We start from the raw sequence: 21114 nt of genomic DNA, 5'->3' as shown, positions 1-21114 counted from the left end.
CACAGCGCGACCACGCCCTACGGGACACCGGCATCACATCAAAAAGAAAGGCAGCCTTCCGGTTGCCTTTCGAACCTACCCAGCTGACAGACAACATCAGCTTCCAGATCTGTCGCTGACGCTTACTCGGCCAGCATCTTCTGCATCATCGCACGCGCCGGTCCGGCCAGCTTGTCGTTCTCGAGTGCCAAGCGAACCGTCGCCTCGACCAGCCCGAGATGCGTACCGCAGTCAAAACGCTTGCCTTCAAAACGATATGCATCCACCTGCTCGGTCTTGAGCAGTTGTGCGATCGCATCGGTCAGCTGGATCTCGCCGCCAGCACCTGTGCCGGTAGCTTCGAGCAACTCAAAGATCTTCGGGCTGAGCACATAGCGCCCCACCACCGCCAGATCACTGGGCGCATCTTCAGGCTTGGGCTTTTCGACAATCTGGGTGATGTGGCCATGACGACCATCGAACTTGTCGGTCGCCACGATGCCATAACTGCCGGTCCTGTCGTGCGGGACATCTTCGACCGCGATGACACTGGCGCCACTGGCGGCATTGAAGTCGGCCATCTGCTTCAGGGCACCGTCACCACGGTTCCAGATAAGGTCATCGGGCAGCAGCACCGCGAATGGCTCGTTGCCGACGATCGGCTTGGCACACAAAACCGCATGCCCCAACCCCAACGCCTCGGTCTGGGTTACGAACACGGCCCGCACGCCTTTGGGCAGTACATGGCGTATCTGCTCCAGCTGCTCCAGCTTACCGGCGCGCTCCAGCTTCTGTTCTAGCTCGTAGGCTTTGTCGAAATAGTCGGCTACCGCATGTTTGTAGCGGTTGGTGATGAAGATTAGCGTGTCACAACCGGCCTCGATAGCCTCATCGACGGCGTACTGGATCAGCGGCCGATCAATGATCGGCAGCATTTCCTTGGGGACCGTCTTGGTCGCCGGCAGAAACCGGGTACCCAAGCCCGCCACAGGAAACACCGCTTTCTTTATCCGCTCATGCATCAGTGAATCCTTCCTGCTTCTTTTGAGGGGAAAGGTACGATCTTCGCACCCGCATTGGCGGAACACGGTTCCTCGACCGCCCTGAACTCGGGAATCGTCGCGAGAAGAATCTCACGCATCGCATTGATGTCGTAATCGGCTATTGCTCGTCGCAAACCGGCGATGTTGCCAAGCACCAACTCTGGACAGAACTCACGCACGCCCGCTTCCATGACCTTGGGGTGCGCCGTGGGGCGACACTTCTCATCGGCATAAAAAAGGCTTTCATGCAGCTTCTCACCTGGACGCAGGCCGGTGTATACGATTGGAATATCCACTCCCGGCTGTTTGCCTGCCAGTCGGATCATCTGTTCGGCCAGATGCCGGATAAGCACCGGCTCTCCCATATCCAGCATGTAGATGGCACCGCGCGATGACGAAGCTGCCGCCTGCAGGATAAGCAGACAGGCCTCCGGGATTGTCATGAAATAGCGACTGACATCCGGGTGGGTTACGGTGACTGGACCGCCCTTTCTGATCTGCTCACGGAACAGCGGTACCACACTCCCCACGGATCCGAGCACATTGCCAAAGCGGACCGTCAGAAACCTCGTTGCAGCGGAACGTTTGTCCAGACTCTGGCAAATCATCTCCGCATAGCGCTTGGTCGCTCCCAGCGAATTCACCGGATCCACGGCCTTGTCGGTGGAGATGAATACAAAATTCTCCACCTTGGCCTCAACACATGCGGTCGCCACACACTCTGTGGCCAGAGTGTTGTTGCGCACGGCCTCACGCAACTGATCCTCAAGCAGTGGAACTTGCTTGTAAGCAGCCGCATGAAAGACAGTATCAGGATGATAGCTGCTCAAGGCATGGCGAATCACAGCCGGATCTCCGCAGTCACCCAGCAAGCCGAGCACCTGCAAATCGGGAAAATTCCTGCGCAGTTCCGCCTGGATGTTGATCATCAGCAATTCGCTGATTTCAAGAACGACAATCTTGGCGACCCCATGTCGTGCGCATTGACGACACAATTCCGACCCGATGGATCCCCCGCCCCCCGTCACCAGAACTGTCCGGCCGCGGAGCCAGCCACGAATCAGCTCCCAATCCGGCAGGATCGGCTTCCGGCCCAGCAGGTCCTCAATCGCAACTTCCTTGAGTTGCCCTGGCAAAGAGTTCCCATCCAGAATATCGGCCAATCGGGGAACAGTGCGGAACGGCAACCCCGTACTTTCGCAGAGGCCCACCACCCGCTGCATGCCGGCGGCGTCGAGTGTCGGAATCGCGATGACCAGAAGCTTGGCGTCCGTCTCCCTGGCAACCGGAACAACATCATCCAGCCGGCCAAGGATAGGGGTGCCATGCAGCTTGGCGCCCTGCAGATGGGTCGAATCATCCAACAATCCAACCGGTTCATAGTCGCCTGACCGGCGAAGATCCTTGATCAAGGACTCTGCAGCATGACCAGCGCCCAACACGAGAACCCGCCGCGCCCTGGCATCCGAATTGACTGCCTGGTAGTCCTTCCACGCGCGGTACAGCAGGCGTGGCGTACCTAGCAACGCCGACAACGCAAAGGGATAGACCACCAATACCGAGATGGGAATACCTTCCAGTCGGCGATACGAGAACACCACGAGAATGGCGAGCAATCCGATGAAACTCGCTTTGAAGATATTGATCAGGTCAGCAACACTGGCAAAACGCCATAGACCCCGATAGAGGCCAACCTTCCAGAAAGCCAGCGCCTGCAGCGCGATGACTACAAATACGTCAAGCGAGAACCAGGGCTGGGGAGGCGCATCATTCAACAAGGCATAGCGCCCCAGGAACAGCAGCTGCCAACACAGCCAGACCATGACCAGGTCATGTGTCATCACCGCATATCGCAGCCCCCCCCCAACGAAGCGCTCTCGCAAAGACCTCATACCCACCATCATCCTTATGAAATTGATCTTGCGCGAAAGGAAATCCAGATCACCGCCGCTGCGGCAATGCAGATTGAGCCCCCTGCCCAACCCCAAACTAGGGGTAGCCTTGAAAATACAACGGCGATTGTAAGCCCGATCAGACTGAAAGCCACGTAACCGAGCGTGACCGCAAAGTGACTAAAATCACGCTTCACAAATCGCTGGTAGAGGTGCTGCGTATGTGCCTCCATCCAAGGCTCTCCGTTCAAGATCCGCAGCAGAAGCGTGAATCCGGCATCGATGAAGAACGCCACTGGAAGTAGCAGCCATAGCACTGGAGCAACCTCCGTTACGCAGAGCCCCAAGGCCAGCAACCCGGCAACCAGGTACCCAAGCGCGCCACTGCCCACATCACCCATGAACACGCGGGCGCGCGGGAAGTTGAAAGGAAGAAAGCCGGCACAGCCCACTACAAATGCATACGCCACAAATGAATACGGTTGTGGCAACAGCAGTACTGCGCCCAGCCCGACGATGATCGCCTGGGTTGCAGCCAGGCCATTGATGCCATCCATGAAATTCCAGATGTTGATCAATGAAACCGCCAGACCTGCGCAAAACAGCGCCTTGAGCAGGCTGCCGCTTTCCGCCCACACCATTGCACCCAGCAGAAGGGCTGCCAGCAAGTGCACACACAGACGAGGAAGCGCTGGCAAAGCGCGATGGTCATCCCACCAGCCGATACCCGACACCAGCAGCAAACCGAGAGCGAACACTGCTACTGGAATGGCAAAAACAGGAAACAGCGTAACTGCAAGCACGCATGCCAGCAGCTGCGACACCACGATACCGATACCGCCGCCACGAGGCGTGGTCACCCGATGGCTGCGTCGCTCGCCCGGCTGATCCAACAACTGACGCCACAGCGCGTAGCGGATCGCCACCCAAGTCACAATAGTTGCAGCGCTGAAAACCAGCACCAACAGAAGGACATAGTGCAACGACACGACTCAGAGGACCGCGAAATTCAGCAGCGGCTTGACCGAACCCCACTCTTTGCAACTGGGGCACTGCCAATGATGGGTACGTGCGCCGAATCCACAACGCGTACAGCGATAGGAAGGATTACGAACCAGCAATTGGTCGGTGATGTGTTTGAGGTCCTGTAGCGTCGCGATCGGGTCCGCACCTTCGGCAAGGGTCAAATCGATAAGCGCCGACTCGCCGCGCACCGAGGGGCGATCCTTCAACTGACGGCCCAGATAGGCCCGCGCCGGCGCAACCCCTTCCTGCTCTTCCATCAAGTGCGTCAACGCCAGCACGGGTGCGATGCCCCGGTAGTGCTCGGTCATTTCAGCCAGAAATGCCCGGGCACCGGCGATATCGCCGACATTACGGTAATTCTTCAGCAACTGCGGAAGGATCTCGGGCAAGTAATCCGGATCATTGCGCGCCGCCCGCTCGAACGCCCGGACTGCCAACTCATCGTTGCCGAAGTCGCTCTCCAACCGCCCTTCGATGATGCCGGCACGGACACTCATCGCATCGGCCACGTTGGCCCGTTTGATCGCCGCCCGAGCCTCGTCCAGCCGCCCGGCCGCGCGATGCCGCTCGGCCAGCTCGCATTCGAACTGGCCGATCAGCTTGCCCATCGGCTCGTCCGTGACCTCTTCGTAACGGGTGGCATTCTGGATCGCCTTCTCCCAGTCGCGCTCGGCCTGATAGATGCTGATCAGATGTTTCAGAGCCTGTGGCGCCCGCTGATCCAGCTGCGCAAGTTCGGTAAACACGGTTTCGGCGCGATCCAGCAGGCCGGACTTCATGTAGTCCTCGCCCAAGGCGAGCAGTGCCTGCACGCGCTGGGCGTCATTCAGATCACTGCGATTGACCAGCCCCTGATGCAGGCGGATCGCGCGATCCACCTCTCCGCGCCGGCGGAACAGGTGACCCAGCGCCACCTGGGTCTCGAATGTTTCCTTGTCCAGCTCGGCGATATGCAAAAACAGCTCGATCGCCTTGTCCGGCTGCTCGTTGAGCAGATAGTTCAAGCCACGGAAATAGGTGCTGGAAAGACGGCTGACCTGACTCTCACTATGACGCTGCCCCCCCCGCCGACCGATGACCCAACCGCTGACCGCCGCGATCGGCAGAAACAGGAAAAACCAGAACCACTCACTGATAAAAGCCATCGGTGATCAGCGTCCATCAAATGGAGAAGGTGGCTGCGCCGAGCTGGAAAGCTCGACCACAGCAGAAGACAGGGCCTTGTTGGCGCGACGCAATCTGGCGTATAGCGGGACAACGAGCCCCAGCAGCACCATGCCGCCACCAACCAGCGCCCCCAGCAGAAGCGAAGCGATGATCGCAAGGCCAGAGGTCGTCTGTAATACCCAGAAAGCAAGACTGATGTCGATTGGCTGGGAGTTGAGCGAGCCGATCACCAGCCCACCAACCAGCACCGCCAGCAACAACAACAAACGGACGATTTTCACTCGGCTACCGCCCCTAAAATTGGTGCCCGTAGCTTACCGCCCGAAGCATGAATTCGCAGTACCCGGCGAAAGCGTTCAGGCCGGATCGCTCTCCAGGGGCACGACAGGGCTGACGCGTTCGCGCAACTCCTTGCCTGGCTTGAAGTGCGGCACATGCTTACCTGGCAAGGCCACCGACTCACCCGTCTTCGGGTTGCGCCCCAGACGGGGCGAGCGGTAATGCAGGGAAAAACTGCCAAACCCACGGATCTCGATCCGCTCACCGGAGGCCAGCGCCCCACTCATCATTTCCAGCAACGACTTCACCGCCAGATCGACATCGTCTGCCTTCAGATGCGCCTGATGGCGCGCCAGGATTTCGATCAGTTCGGATTTGGTCATTGCGTACTCGTCAATGGCAGGGTCTTACCCTGAAACGGCCCGGACTGATGTCCGGGCCGCCCAGGTAACATCTACAACAGGGTGACCGAATTACTCGGACTTGTTCCCGTTCAGCTGAGCACGCAGCAGTGCGCCCAGGCTGGTGGTGCCTGCCGCCGCTTCGGTCGAGTTCTTGTTGAACTCAGCCAGCGCTTCAGCCGTCTCGGCTTCGTCCTTGGCCTTGATCGACAGCTGCAGGGTGCGGCCCTTGCGGTCCATGCCCACGAACTTGGCTTCGATCTTGTCGCCGACCTTCAGGTGCTGGGTGGCATCGTCAACACGCTCGTTGGCGATATCACGTGCCATCACATAGCCCTCGATACCGTCGGCCAGTTCGATCACAGCACCCTTGGCGTCAACTTCCTTCACCACGCCTTCGACCTTGGAGCCCTTCGGATTGGTCGCCATGTACTGGCCGAACGGATCCTGCTCCAGCTGCTTGACGCCCAGCGAGATGCGCTCGCGCTCCGGATCGACCGCCAGCACAACGGCTTCCAGCGTGTCGCCCTTCTTGAAGTTGCGCACGATGTCTTCGCCAGTGGTCGCCCAGCTGATGTCGGACAGGTGGACCAAGCCGTCGATACCGCCATCCAGACCGATGAAGATGCCGAAGTCGGTGATCGACTTGATCTGACCGGACACCTTGTCGTTCTTCTTGTAGATGGCAGCGAAGGTTTCCCATGGGTTGGCAGCAACCTGCTTCATGCCCAGCGAGATGCGGCGACGCTCTTCATCGACGTCCAGCACCATCACTTCGACTTCGTCACCAACCTGCACAACCTTGGACGGGTTGACGTTCTTGTTGGTCCAGTCCATTTCGGACACGTGCACCAGGCCTTCGACGCCCGGCTCGATCTCGACGAATGCGCCGTAATCGGTCACGTTGGAGACCTTGCCGAACACGCGGCTGTTGGCCGGGTAACGACGCGAGATGTTATCCCACGGATCTTCGCCCAGCTGCTTCAGGCCCAGCGAAACGCGGTTGCGCTCGCGGTCGAACTTCAGCACGCGCACGTCCAGCTCGTCGCCGACGTTCACGACTTCGGACGGATGGCGCACGCGCTTCCATGCCATGTCGGTGATGTGCAGCAGGCCGTCGATACCGCCCAGGTCCACGAACGCGCCGTAGTCGGTCAGGTTCTTGACGACACCCTTCAGGATGGCGCCTTCCTGCAGCTTGTCCATCAGCTGCTCGCGCTCTTCCGAGTGCTCGCTCTCGACAACCGCACGGCGCGAAACGACCACGTTGTTACGCTTGCGGTCGAGCTTGATGAGCTTGAACTCCAGCTCCTTGCCTTCCAGGTAGGCCGGGTCGCGCACCGGGCGCACATCGACCAGCGAACCGGGCAGGAACGCGCGGACATCCTTGATGTCCACAGTGAAACCACCCTTGACCTTGCCGCTGATGCGGCCGGTGATGGTTTCGTTCTTTTCCAACGCTTCTTCCAGCTCGTCCCACACCATCGCGCGCTTGGCTTTCTCGCGCGACAGGACGGTTTCGCCGAAGCCGTTCTCGAGCGAGTCGAGGGCAACCTTCACCTGGTCACCCACGCCCACGTCGATCTCACCAGCGTCGTTACGGAACTGTTCGATCGGCACGATGCCTTCGGACTTCAGGCCGGCGTTGATCACCACCACGTCGCCGCGGACATCAACGACGGTACCGATAACGATGGCACCGGGCTTCAGCTTGGCCAGATTGGCCTGACTGGCTTCAAACAGTTCTGCAAATGATTCGGTCATTTAGATTTACTCAGTTGAACACACGGACAGCGGATCTGTTGCGGAAACCCGTACTGCCCAGCCTGTTGGTCGGCTCCGTGGAAGCAGCCGCATGTGAATGGAAAAACCCACCACGCACTATTGCGCAGCGGGGTTGTTGCAACTTCTCTTCTGCGACTGCGGCCGATGCACTGGCCACACTCGGCGCAGCGTGGATCAAGCCCCCTGCGTGGGGACCAGACCCAGCACCCTGGCAACGACGTCGTCGATGCCAATGCCGCTGGTGTCGATGAGGACAGCATCGTCTGCCGGCCTCAGGGGCGCCACTGCGCGTTGTGCATCACGGGCGTCGCGGGCCATGATCTCGCGCAGGAGGTCTTCAAAGTTAACCGAAACCCCTTTTTCTTTCAACTGCTTATGCCGGCGCAATGCACGCTCTTCAGCGCTCGCAGTCAGGAAAACCTTGAATGGGGCATCCGGAAAGATCACTGTTCCCATGTCGCGACCATCGGCCACCAGTCCCGGCGCAAGCCTGAATGCGCGCTGCCGCTCCTTCAGCGCCGCCCGCACCTCCGGAATAGCCGCAATCGCCGAGGCTAGCGCCCCGGTGGTTTCCAGCCGGAGCTCGTCGGTGGCGTCGGTACCGTTCACCAGCACCCGCAGACTCTCACCCTGCTCAACGAACTGGACCTTGGTATCGAACGTGCACCGCACCAGTGCCGAGGCGTCAGAGGTATCGATGTCCGCCCAACTGGCCGCCACCCCCACCGCCCGGTACAGCGCCCCCGAGTCCAGATAGTGCCACCCCAGGTGACGGGCAACGATACGACTTACGGTACCTTTGCCCGCCCCGGAGGGGCCATCAATGGTCAAAACGGGAGGAAGCTGGCTCATCGGGAGGCCTGTTTTGATGGGAGTCGGCCTATTCTAGCGCCCCACACCACCACCCTGACGTAGCGACAGCGCGCAACCACTTGAACCGCCATGGAAATAGCCGGTAGAATGGCGGGCTTGAACGAGCGTCCACCTGCATATCCGCGGCCGCGCTCCTGAGAACTCCAACAGTTATCCGCCGAGGTATGCCATGAAAATTCTGTCCTCCCTGAAGTCGGCGAAGGCCCGTCATCGCGATTGCAAGGTCGTCCGCCGTCGCGGCAAGATCTTCGTGATCTGCAAGTCGAACCCGCGCTTCAAGGCTCGCCAGCGCTGAGCCGATTGGCGCAAGCCAGTCACGGGATCCGCACGGTTTCCGACTTCACAAAAAGCCGCCTTCGGGCGGTTTTTTGTTGCTGCATCCACCTACCGGCTGCCGCGTATCGACCGGCAACACCAATACGCGCGACAAGACCATCTATTTGTCGCCGTTTTTTGCTGTAATCGACACTTGTCCTCTGGGGAGCAGCGACTATGAAACACACGATCCACGCACTAACCCTGATCACCCTGCTGGGTGCGACGTCAGCCGCCATGGCCGACACCCTGCTCATCGAGCGGGTCCAGGAGCAGTCCGCCAGCGCTTTGCCGGCCCGCGGCCAAACCATGAGCCAGGTCGAAGCGCGCTTCGGTGCTCCGCAGGAGCGCCTTGAGCCGCGGGGCGGCCAGAAACGCCAATGGCCGACCATCCATCGCTGGGTCTATCCGGCATTCACTGTGTATTTCGAAAAGCAGCGCGTGATCGATGTTGTCGCGCGCCAAGCAAGCCCGGATGAAATCGGGCCAAAGCCCCCCATCCGCTGACCCTTTCCGCCCCGCCGTGACGGCGGGCATCCACGCCCACCGTCACTCACACCCACGCTTTGGGCACGGGGCCCTGCATGCACGAGAACATGAACGATACGCTCCGTTTTCCGGCCGAATGGGAATCCCAGTCCGGCGTACTGATCGCCTGGCCTCACGCCGACACCGACTGGGCCGATCGCCTGGCCGAGGTTGAAGAGACCTACATCGCCCTGGTTGCCGCGATCACCCGTTTCCAGCCCGTGCTGATCTGCGTGGCCGATGACGATATCGAGACCTACGCGGAAATGCGGTTGCGCTCGAACCGGATAGACATGGAGCGCGTGCGCTTTGTCACCGCCGCCTACGACGATACCTGGCTGCGCGATTCCGGCCCGATCACCCTCAAGCGCGGCGACGGCAGCTTCCAGCTGCTGGATTTCCGCTTCACCGGCTGGGGTGGCAAGTTCGAAGCCAGCCTGGATGACCAGCTGGTCGGCGCGCTGCATGCCGCTGGCGTGTTCAACCATGCCGACGTGCGCAGCATCCCGTTCGCGCTGGAAGGCGGCGGTATCGAGACCGACGGTCAAGGCACCCTGCTGACCACCTGGCAGTGCCTGCACGAACGCCATCCAGACCGCGACCGCGCTTCGCTCAGCACCGACATGGCCGCCTGGATGCAGCAGGACCGCGTGCTGTGGCTGGACCATGGCTATCTGGAAGGCGACGACACCGACGCGCACATCGACACGCTGGCCCGCTTTGCGTCGGCCGACAGCATCGTCTACCAGAATTGCGATGACCCGCTGGATTCGCACTACGCTGAACTGCAGGCCATGGGCGCGGAACTGGCCGCGCTGCGTACTGCTGATGGCAACCCTTACCACCTGTTCCCGCTGCCGTGGCCGCAGCCGGTGCTCGATGAGGGCCGCCGTCTGGCCGCTTCCTACGCAAACTTCCTGATCATCAACGGTGCGGTACTGATGCCGGCGTATGGCGATGCGGCCGATCAGGCCGCACGCGACGTATTGGCGCAGGCCTTCCCCGGTCGCGAGATCGTGCAGGTCCCCTGCCGCTCGCTGATCTGGCAGAACGGCAGCCTGCACTGCATCACCATGCAGTTACCGGCCGGCCTGCTGGCCAGCTGATCCGCCACCTCCTGCGCCGCCACAGCGCTACCGCCTGAGGCGGCGCGTGTTCAGCCGCCGCGGACAATCCGCCGTGGCTTCCGCGCTACCATGCGCCCTCCCCTTGCAGGACCTGTAATCGGATGAGCTCCCGTCACACCCTTTCCGTCGCCCTGATCCAGGAACGCAACCACGGCGATGCCGCCGCCAATCTGGACGTGATCGAGGCCCGCGTGGCCGAGGCCGCCGCGCAGGGCGCGAAGCTGGTGCTGCTGCAGGAGCTGCACAACGGCCCCTATTTCTGCCAGCACGAGTCGGTGGATGAATTTGATCTGGCTGAGCCGATCCCCGGCCCCAGCACCGAGCGCCTGGGCGCGATCGCGAAAAAGCACGGCGTCGTACTGGTCGGCTCGCTGTTCGAGCGCCGCGCCGCCGGCCTCTACCACAACACCGCGGTGGTCTTCGAAAAAGACGGCACTATGCTGGGCAAGTACCGCAAGATGCACATCCCCGACGATCCGGGCTTTTATGAGAAGTTCTACTTCACTCCGGGCGATCTGGGCTTCACCCCGATCGACACCTCCGTCGGCCGCCTCGGCGTGCTGGTGTGCTGGGACCAGTGGTATCCGGAAGCTGCGCGCCTGATGGCACTGGCGGGCGCCGAGCTGCTGCTCTACCCGACCGCGATCGGCTGGGATCCGGAGGATGTGCAGGATGAGAAGAACCGCCAGCGCGACGCCTGGGTGCTGAGCCATCGCGGCCATGCCGTGGCCAATGGCGTGCCGGTGCTGAGCTGCAATCGCGTCGGTCACGAAACCTCGCCGCTGGGGGCCTCGGGCATCGACTTCTGGGGCAACAGCCACGTCCTCGGCCCACAGGGTGAATTCCTTGCCGAGGCCGGTGGCGATGAGACCATCCTGGTGTGTGATGTCGACCTGCAGCGCAGCGAACACGTGCGCCGCATCTGGCCGTTCCTGCGTGATCGCCGTATCGATGCCTACGGTGATCTGCTCAAGCGCTACATCGACTGACACCCGCAGGCCCTCCGTGACCCTCCAGCTGCGCCCGGCCACACCCGCCGACATTCCCGCCATCACCGCCATCTATGCGGTCGAGGTGCGGGAACTGGTCAACACCTACGAATACGAGGTGCCCAGCGAAGCGGAAATGGCTCAACGCATGGCCGACATCACCGAACGCGGCTTTCCCTACCTCGTCGCGATCATCGACGGCGAGGTGGGGGGCTATGCCTACGCCAACAGCTACCGCGCCCGCATCGCCTACCAGTGGACGGTGGAGAACTCGGTGTACGTGGATGCCCGCTACCAGGGTCGCGGCATCGGCAGCGCGTTGATGCAGTCGCTGATCGACGACTGTACCGCGCGCGGTTTCCGGCAGATGGTCGCGGTGATCGGCGAGCCCACCAACACCGCCTCCATCAAGCTGCACGAGCGTTTCGGCTTCGAGCCGGTCGGCGTGTTCCGCGGGCTCGGCCGCAAGCACGGCCGCTGGCTGGATACCGTGCAGATGCAGCGTGCACTCGGCGATGGCGCCAACACGCCACCCAACAATGAATGAAGCAATGACCGACAACCTTTTTGACGCCGACAGCGACCTGCTCGCCGGCCAGCCGGTGCGCATCGTCGAACGCGACGGCGTGCGCTACACCCTGCTGGGTACCGCACACGTGTCGCTGGCCAGCGTGCAGGCCGTGGAACAGGCCATCGGCAGCGGCCGGTTCGATGCGGTCGCCGTGGAGCTGGACCCGCAGCGCCTGCAGGCACTGACCAATCCCGATGCGCTCGCGCAGCTGGATCTGATCGACGTCATTCGCAAGGGCCGCGTGGCGCTGTTTGCCGCCAACCTGGCCCTGGCCGCCTACCAGCGCCGCCTGGCCGAGCAGCTGGGCATCGAGCCCGGGGCCGAGCTGAAACGTGCGGTACAGCTGGCCAAGGAACGCGACCTGCCAGTGCACCTGATCGACCGTGATGTCGGCCTGACCTTCCGTCGTGCATCGCAACGCCTGGGCTTCTTCGGCAAGATCAAGCTGGTGATGGGGCTGGGCGCCGGGCTGTTCTCGTCGGAGGATGTGGGCGAAGAGGAAATCGAGAAGCTCAAGCAGGGCGACATGCTGGAATCGAGCTTCGGCGAGTTCGCCAGCGAGAGCCCGGCACTGTATGAAGCCATCATCGGCGAGCGCGACCGCTACATGGCCACGCGCCTGCGCGAGGAACACCACAGCGAACAGCGCAATGTGCTGGCGGTGGTTGGCGCCGGCCACCTGGCCGGACTTGCCCGCTACCTGGAGACCGATACCGAAGTCCCGGCGACGCTGCGCGAGCAGCTCGAAGCCGTGCCGAAGAAGCGCAATATCCCGTGGATCACCCTGACCATCCTGGCGGTGGTGCTGGCCGGGATCGCCATCGGCTTCTGGCGCGGCGGCCTGGACATGGGTGCGCACATGCTGGCGATCTGGGCGCTGTACACCGGTGGTCTGGCCGGCCTGGGTGCGTTGCTGGCCCGCAGCCATCCGCTGAGCATCCTCACCGCGATCGCCGTGGCGCCGTTCAAGCCGTTCCGGCTGAGCATTCCCACCGGCGCCTTTGCCGCGATGGTGGAAACCCGACTGCGCAAACCGGCCTATATCGATTTCCTGCAACTGCGTGACGATGCGCAGACCCTCAAGGGCTGGTACCGCAATCGCGTCACCCGCATCGTGCTGACCTTCATGCTGACCAATCTGGGCAGCATGCTGGGACTGTGGCTGACCGGCTTCACCGTCTACGGCAGGCTCGCCAGCTGAGCTGACTGCTTCACCCTCAAAAAAGGCCCGCATCGCTGCGGGCCTTTTTTCTTTCAGCGGGTGCGACCCCGATCAGCTTTCCAGCACCGGGCCGTCCACCGGCAACCCGCGTGCGCGTCGTACCAGCCGCGCCGTGCCCATGCGCAGGTCATCGAGAATGGCGTAGATGGTGGGCAGGAACAACAGGCTGACCACCGTGGAGAAGGCCAGGCCACCGGCAATGGCGCGCGCCATCGGGTGATACGGCGGCATGCCATCGGCGGTTTCGGTATTCAAGGCGATCGGGATCATCGCCAGGATCGCCGTGCCCATGGTCATCATGATCGGCCGCAACCGCTCGCGGCTGCCCTCCACCAGCGCATCGGTACGGGCCATGCCACGCCGCCGCAGATTGTTGATGTGCTCAATCATCACAATGCCGTTGTTCACCACCACGCCCATCAACACCAGGATGCCGATCACGGCCATGATGTTCATCTCGGTACCGGTCAACCAGAACAGCCAGTACACGCCGAAGATCGAGAACAGCACGCAGGACATGATCGCCGCCGGAAACAGCAGCGACTCGAACACCGCGGCCATGATCACCAGCATCAGGATCAGCGCGATGAAGATGCTGTTCACCATCTGCTGCATGCCATCGAAGTTGATGTTGAAGCCGCCGCCAGCGAAGGTGTAGCCGTAGCCCGGCGGGAACTGCACGCCGTCCAGGGTGGCTTCCACCGACTTGCGCGCGGCATCCATCGCCACGTCCTTGGCCAGCCCGGCCTCCACCCGCAGCATGGTCTGCCGGTTCAGGCGCTGGATCGAATTGGCCGCCGGATTGACGTCGACATCGACCATCGCCAGCAGCGGCACTTCCGCGCCGCTGGAGGTGCGCACCATGAACGAGGAAAGATCCTCGATGCCGTAGCTCTCCGAACCGGCGAAGCGCACGTTGACCGGAATCTCCACATCATCGCGATGGAAGTCGCGCAGCGAGGAGCCACGCAACGCCATACCCACGAACTGCGCCACCTGCTGTGCGCTGAAGCCGTAGGCGGCTGCACGCTCCCGGTCCACGCGCACCGCCAGTTCGGCATTGGCATCGCCGGTATCCACGCGTACGTCGCGCAGCTTCGGATCACGCGCCAGCATTGGCACGATATCGTCGGCCAGCTCCCGCAGGGTCTGGGTCGAATCACCGACCAGGCTGAAGCGGATGCCCTGGCCTTCGCTGCCCTGCCCGCCCGGCCAGCCGATGCCGATCTTCGCCCGCGCCGACTGCGGCAGCCCCTTGCGCACCTCCTCCTCGATCTTCTTGCTCAGCTCGGCATCATCGATGTCCAGGAACAGGCGGGTCTGCGCCCAGCCCTGTTCGCTGTAGCGGCTGTAGACGCGCTTGATATGGAAATCCTTGCGATGGGCGTTGACGAAATCCTCCACCCGCGCCACTTCCTTGCCCATCTCCTCCTTGGAGTAGGAGCCCTTCCACTGGTAGAAGATGTTGATCTCGTCCGGATCGCTTTCATCGCCACCGCCCTGGGTGTGGGTCATCGGCCATACGCTGACCAGCGAGATGAACAGGATGCCGGCCACACTCCAGCCACGGTGCAGCAGCGTCCAACGCAGCGCCTTCGCATAGCGGTCCTGCAGACGACTGATGAAGGGCGATTTCACCGCCGGCGGCGTCTTCATCCGTGCCGAGAGCATCGGGATCAGGCTCACCGCCACCAGCCACGAGGCCAGCAGCGACACGGAAATGGTCACCGCCAGCTGCGACAGGTAGATGGTGATGATGTTCTTCTCGCCGAACATCATCGGCAGGAACACCACGCAGTGGCACAACGTGCCGGCGGACAGGGCAATCGCCACGTGCCGGGTACCGACAATGGAGGCCATCGCCGGCTGGTCGGGAAATTTCTCCCGCTCCTGGTAGATGCTTTCCACCACCACCACCGCGTTGTCCACCAGCATGCCGACCGCCAGCAGCAGGCCCATCATCGAGATGATGTTCAAGGTGATGCCGGTGAAGTACATGAAGCCCAACGTCATGATGAAACAGATCGGAATGGCCATCGATACCATCAGCGTCGAGGGCCAGTGGCGCAGGAACGCGTACAGCACGATCACCGACAGCAGCAGACCGATCGCACCGGCCTCTGCCAGCTTCAGCAGCGAGGTGGTCACCGCCTGGCCCTGGTCGTCGGCGATCTCGATATCGATCCCGCGCATCGCCGGATCGTTTTCCAGCACCTTGATCTCGGCCCGCACAGCGCGCGAGAGATCCACCAGATTGGCCGAACGCTCCTTGTAGATGTCCACACCCACACTGGGCCGGCCTTCCATCTGCCGCACATAGTTCATGCGCTGCGGCTGGAAGCTGACTTCGGCGATATCGGACAGACGGGTGCCGCGATTGTTGATGCGCAGGTCACGCAAGGCCTGCAACTCCAGAAGCTCGCCGCGCGGCTGCACGCGCAGGCGGCGGCCGGCCTCGTTGATCTGGCCAGCCGAAACCGAGAAATTGGCCGCCTGCAACTGCTGCACCAGCTCGTTCAGGGCGACGCCGTGCGCGCTGAGGCGATCCTTGTCCAGCGCGACCAGTACTTCCTGCTTGGCGACGCCTTCGACCTCGATGCGGGCCACGCCTGGCAGGCGCTCCAGCCGCTGCTTGATGCTGCGTTCGATCAGATCGACGCGCGCGGTCAGATCCTCCTCGCTGTTCAGGCGCAGGCTCATCGCCTCGCGGTCGCTGGTGCTCCAGCGCTGCACGTAGTAGCGGCGGAAATCGTCCGGAAGCTGGTCGCGGATCGCGTCGATGCGCTCGCGGGCCTCGGAAGCGGCCATGGCGATATCCCGGCCCCAGTCACTGAACTCGACCTGGATCGTGCCGCCTTCGGCATTGGCCCGCGAGTTCATCGACTTGATACCGGGCATCGTGGCAATGGCCTCTTCCACCGGCCGCAGCACGTTGCGCTCCACTTCTTCCGGCGTGGAGCCGGGGTACGGCAATGACACGAAGAAGAAGGGAATCGTCGCTTCCGGTTCGGCCTCCAGCGGCAGTTTGAATGCGGCGATCAGGCCGATCGCCACCATCGAGACAAACAGCATGATGGTGGTGACGGGGCGGCGGATGGACAGCTCGGTGATGTTCATCCGGATCAGTCCTTCGCCGCGCCGTCGAGGGCGTCCTGCTCGCGTGCCAGCACCTGCACCGCCTGTGCGGCCACCTGCCGGGCACGCAGGCCGCGCTCGGCGTAGTACTCGTCCGGCTTGCGGTCCAGCAGGTCATAGACCACCGGGATCACCAGCAAGGTCAGCAGGGTGGAGACCAGCAGACCGCCGATGACGGTGATCGCCATCGGCGAGCGCACCTCGGCACCTTCACCGACAGCCAGGGCCAGCGGAAGGAAGCCGAACACTGCGCACAAGGTGGTCATCATGATCGGACGCAGACGCGAGCGTGCGCCTTCCACCAGCGCCTGTCGTTTGGCTACGCCTTCCTCGCGCAGCTGGTTGACCTTGTCGATCAGGATGATCGCGTTCTTCACCACCAGCCCGACCAGCAGGATCAGGCCGATGAACACCACCACCGAAACGGGCGAGCGCGACAGCAGCAGCGCGCCCACCGCACCGACCAGCGCCAGCGGAATGGTGAACAGGATGACGAACGGATGCAGCAGTGATTCGAACTGCGAGGCCATCACCAGATACACCAGGAACACCGCCAGACCGAAGGCGAACAGCAGCGAACGGATCGACTCGCCCAGCTCCTGGCCCTGGCCACCGATATGCATGCCCACATCGGTACCGAGCGGATTCTGCGCCACCAGGCTCTGCACCTCGGTGATCGCCTTGCCCAGATCGATATCACGCAGGTTGGCCGAGACAATGGCCACGCGGCGCTGATCGGCGCGATGGATTTCGCTGGGGCCAGTGGTGGAAACCACTTCGGCCACCGAGCCCAGCTCGACCGGCTTGGAACCGCTGGGATGCACGATCAGGCGGCGGATATCCTCCACCGAGGAACGCTCCGATTCCTGCACGCGCACCAGCACGTCGATCTTGCGGTCGCGGAAGCTGTAGCGGGTGGCCACATTGCCGCGCACCTTGTTCACCACCGCATCGGCGATCTGCCGTGTGGTCAGGCCCAGCGCCGCGGCGCGCTCCTGGTCGAACACGATCTGGATTTCCGGAAAGCCCTGCTCCACCGTCGATTTGACGTCGGCATAGTGCGCATTGCCGCGCAGCAGGTCGGCCAAGCGGTTGCCCGCCACGCGGATGTCCTCGAGGTTGTTGCCTTCGATCTCGATCTCCAGCGGCGGCGACAACGCGAACAGCTCCGGACGGGCGAAGTCGACCTGCGCGGCCGGCCAGGCCTTCATCGTCTGCCGCAGCTTTTCAGTCAGCTCCGGCTCGCGCGAGGTGTCGCTCATCACCACCGACAGCTTGCCGATGTTCTCGCCGCTTTCGGTCGGGCTGGCATCCAGCCGGGTGCCGGTGCCGGAAACGCCATACAGCAGGCGCACGCCTTCTTCGTTGGCATGCGTGCGCTGCACCTCACGCACCAGCGCATCGGTCTGCGCCAGCGGCGTGCCCGGCGGCAGCTTGGCGGTCATCTCGAAACGGTCCTGGGCCAGCTGCGGCAGCAGGTCCACCCCCAGCAGTGGCAGCGCGGCCAGGGTCAGGCCGAAGGCCAGCGTTGCAAAGCCCAGCACCGGCCACGGCCGCTTCAACGCCGCCGGCAATGCCTTCAGGTAGGCGGCTTCGGCACGGCCGTAGGGCGCCATCGCCAGATCACTGGCCTTGCGCATCACCGGGCCCACCAACGCCGAGATGCCGCGGAAGACCCGCACCACCGACCAGACCAGCGCCAGGAAACCGTAGCGGATCAGCGCGCCGATACCACGGCCGGTGTAGGCCATCGGCTTCTGCCAACGGCTGGCCGGACGCCACGGCTGGCGCGGATCCTCGGCCGGAAACTCCAGCGGCGGACGGCCCTTGAGCGCGCTCAGCATCGGGATCAGCGTCATCGACACCACCAGCGACACCGCGATGGCGATGGACACCGTCAGCGCCTGGTCGCGGAACAGCTGGCCGGCGATACCTTCGACGAACACCAGCGGCAGGAATACCGCGATGGTGGTGAGCGTGGAGGCCACCACCGCCATGAATACCTCGCGGGTGCCCTTGATCGCCGCTTCCAGCACGCCCATGCCGCGCTCGCGCGCCTTGGCGATGGATTCGAGCACCACGATCGAGTCATCCACCACCAGACCGGTGGCCAGCGCCAGACCACCCAGCGACATCACGTTCAAACTCAGGCCCAGCTGGCCCATGAAGAAGAACGTGGCGATGATCGAGATCGGCAACGACAGCGAAATGACGAAAGTGCTCCAGCCATCGCGCAGGAACAGGAAGATGATCAGGATCGACAGCAGGCCACCGATCACCGCATCGATCTTGACGTCCTTGATGGCGTGGCGGATGAAGACCGACTGGTCCTCCACCTGTGTCAGCTCGATGTCCTTGGGCAGCTGCTTGCGGATGGCTTCCAGCCGGGTTTCCAGGGCATCGGCGGTGGACACCGTATTGGCATCGCCTTCCTTGTAGATGGCCAGCTCCACAGCCTCACGGCCGCCGCTGCGGATCACCGCCTCGCGTTCCTTGTAGCCCTGGTAGACGTTGGCCACATCCTTCAGTCGCACCGTGGCCACACCGCCACCGTTGCCGTCATTGCGCATCGCGGCGATCACATTGGGATCGCGACTGCCGAGAATGGCCATCATCAACTGCCGGTTCTCCCCGGCCGCCGCCGCTCCGCCGGAACCCCCGGTGGTGGTCAGCAGCATCTCGCGCATCTGCTCGACCGTGGCGAACTGGTTCACGGTACGCACCAGATAGCGCTGCGAGCCCTCCTCCAGGCGACCGCCGGAGAGATTCACGTTCTCCTGCTGCAGGCGCTGGATCACCGTATCCAGCGACAGGCCGAGCTGGGCCAGCTTGCGCTGGTCGATCTCCACCTGGATTTCGTCTTCCAGACCACCGCCGACTTTGACTGCGGCCACACCGCTGACCGGTTCGAGCTTGCGCTTGAGATCCTCATCGGCATAGCGGCGCAGCTCCATCAGCCTGCGCACCGCATCGGTCTCGCTGCCGGCTTCCTGCTTGGACGACAGCGCCAAGCGCATGATCGGCTGGGTCGACGGATTGAAGCGCAGCAGCACCGGCGGCTTGGCCTCCAGCGGCAGCTGCAGCGTCTCCATCTTGTCGCGCACGTCCAGACCGGCCTGCTGCATGTCCGTGCCCCAGGCGAACTCGAGCACCACGTCGCTCTGTCCGGTACGCGAGATCGATTTGAGCTTGCGCAGGCCCTTGACGATGCCCAGCGCCTCTTCGGCCGGTTGCGAGATCAGCGTTTCGATTTCCGCCGGCGCCGCACCTTCGTAATCGGTACGCACGGTCAGCGTGGGATAGCTCAGGTCCGGCAGCAATTCGACCTTCAGGCTCTGCAGCGAGATCAGGCCGAACAGCACCAGGGTCAGCGTCATCATCGCGATGGTGACGCGCCGGCGCGTGGCGAACTCGATCAGATCGAAGCCGCCGCCGGGGGCCGATGGAGCCGGGCCACTCATTGCTTGGACGCCTGTGCGGCCGGTGCCTTGGCGGCGACTTCGGCCGGCTTGTCCTTGCCGATCACCTGCACCGCACTGCCTTCGCGCAAGGCCGCCTTGCCGGCGATCACCACTTCATCGCCCGGTTTCAGGCCTTCACGCACTTCGATCCAGCCCGCATCGTCGTAGCCCAGCTTGAGCGTGGTGCGCAGGGCCTTGCCGTCGCGCACCACATACACCGCCGGCTGGCCGCCGTCTTCCAGCAGCGCATTGCGTGGTACCACGAGCGCATCGGCGCGCTGGTCATAGTTGATGCTCAGCCGGCCGAACATACCCGGCTGCAGGTCGGGCTCGCCGGAGAACGTGGTGACCACGCGGAACGTGCCGGTACCGGTATCGACCACCGGCGACACCCGGTCCACCGTGCCGGTGAAGCTGCGTCCGGGCAATGCATCGGCCGCCAGTTTCACCACCTGGCCCGGCTTGAGCTTGGCGATTTCGCGCTCGGGCACATTGAGCGTGGCTTCCAGCTGTCCGGTATCGACGATGCGGAAAATCGGCGAGTTGATCTGCACGAAGTTGCCCGGCTTGATATCGCGCGAGGCGATCACACCGGAGATCGGCGCCACTACCGTGGTGTAGGAAAGCTCCAGCGTCGCCATGCGGTACTGGGCACGGGCGTTCTCCAGATCAAAACGCAACTGGTCGACATCGGCGGCACTGACCAGCTGCTGCTCCACCAGCCTCTGCGCGCGGTGATAGCTGTTTTCCAGCTTGCGCATCTGCGCCTCGCTTTGCGCCACCGCCAGGCGCGCGCGATCCGGATCCAGCCGCACCAGCGGCTGCCCGGCGCGGACCGTCTGGCCCTCTTCGACCATCACTGCCAGCGCCACGCCGGAGGTCTTGGCCACCACCTGCGATTCGGCACGCGCATCCAGCGCGGCCGTACCGGTATAGCTGGCGGCGATCGCACGGTTGGCCGCCTTGGCCACTTCCACCGGCACCGCATCGATGGCCTTCTGTTCCTCGGGCGTCTTGGCCTGGGCCTCCTCGCCTCCGGCCTTGCATCCTCCCAGCAGCAGGGCCGAAGAGATCAGAAGTGCGGCGGCGCAGGTTCCGGTGCGGCCGTACAGAGTAGAAAGTCGCGACATCGTCTTGTCCCAGGGATGCGTAGGCAGGTGTTGTAGATAAGTATTGCACCACCCCACAGTCACACCATGCCCCGAAAGTCATGGATCGGTGAGGAGCACGCAGTATGAGCTGACGCGCCGCAGCATCAACCACAGGTTCCGATCGCATAAATACGCGGGCTATACTCGGCCCGTTCCGTGTCCCCACGGCG

17 protein-coding genes are annotated in these 21114 nt (G+C 62.9%); 6 read left to right on the top strand and 11 right to left on the bottom strand.

Features of this window, described 5'->3' with window-relative positions:
• Window positions 1-122 precede the first annotated feature (122 nt).
• The 8 genes from galU to cmk form a co-directional block, all read right to left on the bottom strand.
• Window positions 123-1001: a UTP--glucose-1-phosphate uridylyltransferase GalU gene (gene galU, locus ACVOMH_RS07435; RefSeq protein ID WP_481551509.1), complete on the bottom strand. Its 879-nt coding sequence runs from the start codon at window positions 999-1001 to the stop codon at window positions 123-125.
• Complete coding sequence (locus ACVOMH_RS07430) at window positions 1001-2914, bottom strand: polysaccharide biosynthesis protein (RefSeq protein ID WP_481523514.1); 1914 nt, start codon at window positions 2912-2914, stop codon at window positions 1001-1003. The genes galU and ACVOMH_RS07430 overlap by 1 nt, the downstream gene beginning before the upstream one ends.
• A gap of 14 nt (window positions 2915-2928) precedes the next feature.
• Entirely contained in the window at window positions 2929-3903 is a 975-nt protein-coding gene (locus tag ACVOMH_RS07425) for an MraY family glycosyltransferase (protein ID WP_481551508.1), read from the bottom strand.
• 3 nt (window positions 3904-3906) lie between these two features.
• Window positions 3907-5085 carry a lipopolysaccharide assembly protein LapB gene (gene lapB / locus ACVOMH_RS07420; RefSeq protein WP_481523512.1) on the bottom strand — a complete coding sequence of 393 codons (1179 nt, stop codon included), beginning with the start codon at window positions 5083-5085 and terminating at the stop codon, window positions 3907-3909.
• Window positions 5086-5091: 6 nt separating this feature from the next.
• Complete coding sequence (locus ACVOMH_RS07415; RefSeq protein WP_481551507.1) at window positions 5092-5388, bottom strand: lipopolysaccharide assembly protein LapA domain-containing protein; 297 nt, start codon at window positions 5386-5388, stop codon at window positions 5092-5094.
• A gap of 75 nt (window positions 5389-5463) precedes the next feature.
• On the bottom strand, window positions 5464-5769 hold the full coding sequence (locus ACVOMH_RS07410) for an integration host factor subunit beta (RefSeq protein WP_054656848.1): 306 nt from the start codon (window positions 5767-5769) through the stop codon (window positions 5464-5466).
• Between the two features lie 90 nt (window positions 5770-5859).
• Window positions 5860-7551: a 30S ribosomal protein S1 gene (gene rpsA, locus ACVOMH_RS07405; RefSeq protein ID WP_481523510.1), complete on the bottom strand. Its 1692-nt coding sequence runs from the start codon at window positions 7549-7551 to the stop codon at window positions 5860-5862.
• Between the two features lie 195 nt (window positions 7552-7746).
• A complete protein-coding gene (gene cmk / locus ACVOMH_RS07400) occupies window positions 7747-8424 on the bottom strand; it encodes a (d)CMP kinase (protein WP_481551506.1) in 678 nt (225 codons plus the stop codon).
• A 190-nt stretch (window positions 8425-8614) separates the two neighbouring features.
• On the opposite strand from cmk, the gene ykgO reads away from it, so the two are divergent.
• The 6 genes from ykgO to ACVOMH_RS07370 all read left to right on the top strand — a co-directional run bounded on the left by ykgO (window position 8615) and on the right by ACVOMH_RS07370 (window position 13176).
• On the top strand, window positions 8615-8740 hold the full coding sequence (gene ykgO / locus ACVOMH_RS07395) for a type B 50S ribosomal protein L36 (RefSeq protein ID WP_054656844.1): 126 nt from the start codon (window positions 8615-8617) through the stop codon (window positions 8738-8740).
• A gap of 197 nt (window positions 8741-8937) precedes the next feature.
• A complete protein-coding gene (locus tag ACVOMH_RS07390; protein ID WP_481523508.1) occupies window positions 8938-9267 on the top strand; it encodes a hypothetical protein in 330 nt (109 codons plus the stop codon).
• 89 nt (window positions 9268-9356) lie between these two features.
• Complete coding sequence (locus ACVOMH_RS07385) at window positions 9357-10394, top strand: agmatine deiminase family protein (protein ID WP_481551505.1); 1038 nt, start codon at window positions 9357-9359, stop codon at window positions 10392-10394.
• 122 nt (window positions 10395-10516) lie between these two features.
• A complete protein-coding gene (locus ACVOMH_RS07380) occupies window positions 10517-11404 on the top strand; it encodes a carbon-nitrogen hydrolase (RefSeq protein ID WP_481551504.1) in 888 nt (295 codons plus the stop codon).
• 16 nt (window positions 11405-11420) lie between these two features.
• Complete coding sequence (locus ACVOMH_RS07375) at window positions 11421-11951, top strand: N-acetyltransferase family protein (protein WP_481551503.1); 531 nt, start codon at window positions 11421-11423, stop codon at window positions 11949-11951.
• On the top strand, window positions 11944-13176 hold the full coding sequence (locus ACVOMH_RS07370; protein ID WP_481551502.1) for a TraB/GumN family protein: 1233 nt from the start codon (window positions 11944-11946) through the stop codon (window positions 13174-13176). The genes ACVOMH_RS07375 and ACVOMH_RS07370 overlap by 8 nt, the downstream gene beginning before the upstream one ends.
• A 72-nt stretch (window positions 13177-13248) precedes the next feature.
• Here ACVOMH_RS07370 and ACVOMH_RS07365 read toward each other — a convergent pair whose 3' ends face one another.
• From ACVOMH_RS07365 to ACVOMH_RS07355, 3 genes are read right to left on the bottom strand one after another with little or no spacing between them, the layout of a single operon-like run.
• Entirely contained in the window at window positions 13249-16314 is a 3066-nt protein-coding gene (locus ACVOMH_RS07365) for an efflux RND transporter permease subunit (protein ID WP_057505652.1), read from the bottom strand.
• A 5-nt stretch (window positions 16315-16319) separates the two neighbouring features.
• The gene (locus ACVOMH_RS07360; protein ID WP_481551501.1) at window positions 16320-19793 is read right to left on the bottom strand and encodes an efflux RND transporter permease subunit; all 3474 of its coding nucleotides are present in this window, start codon (window positions 19791-19793) and stop codon (window positions 16320-16322) included.
• Window positions 19790-20923 carry an efflux RND transporter periplasmic adaptor subunit gene (locus tag ACVOMH_RS07355; RefSeq protein ID WP_481551500.1) on the bottom strand — a complete coding sequence of 378 codons (1134 nt, stop codon included), beginning with the start codon at window positions 20921-20923 and terminating at the stop codon, window positions 19790-19792. Before ACVOMH_RS07355 ends, ACVOMH_RS07360 begins: the two co-directional genes overlap by 4 nt.
• Window positions 20924-21114 lie beyond the last annotated feature (191 nt).

Source organism: Stenotrophomonas sp. STEN013 (assembly GCF_056760355.1).
The sequence above is the reverse complement of the archived record's forward strand: the minus strand, read 5'-3'. Positions and strand labels throughout refer to the sequence as shown.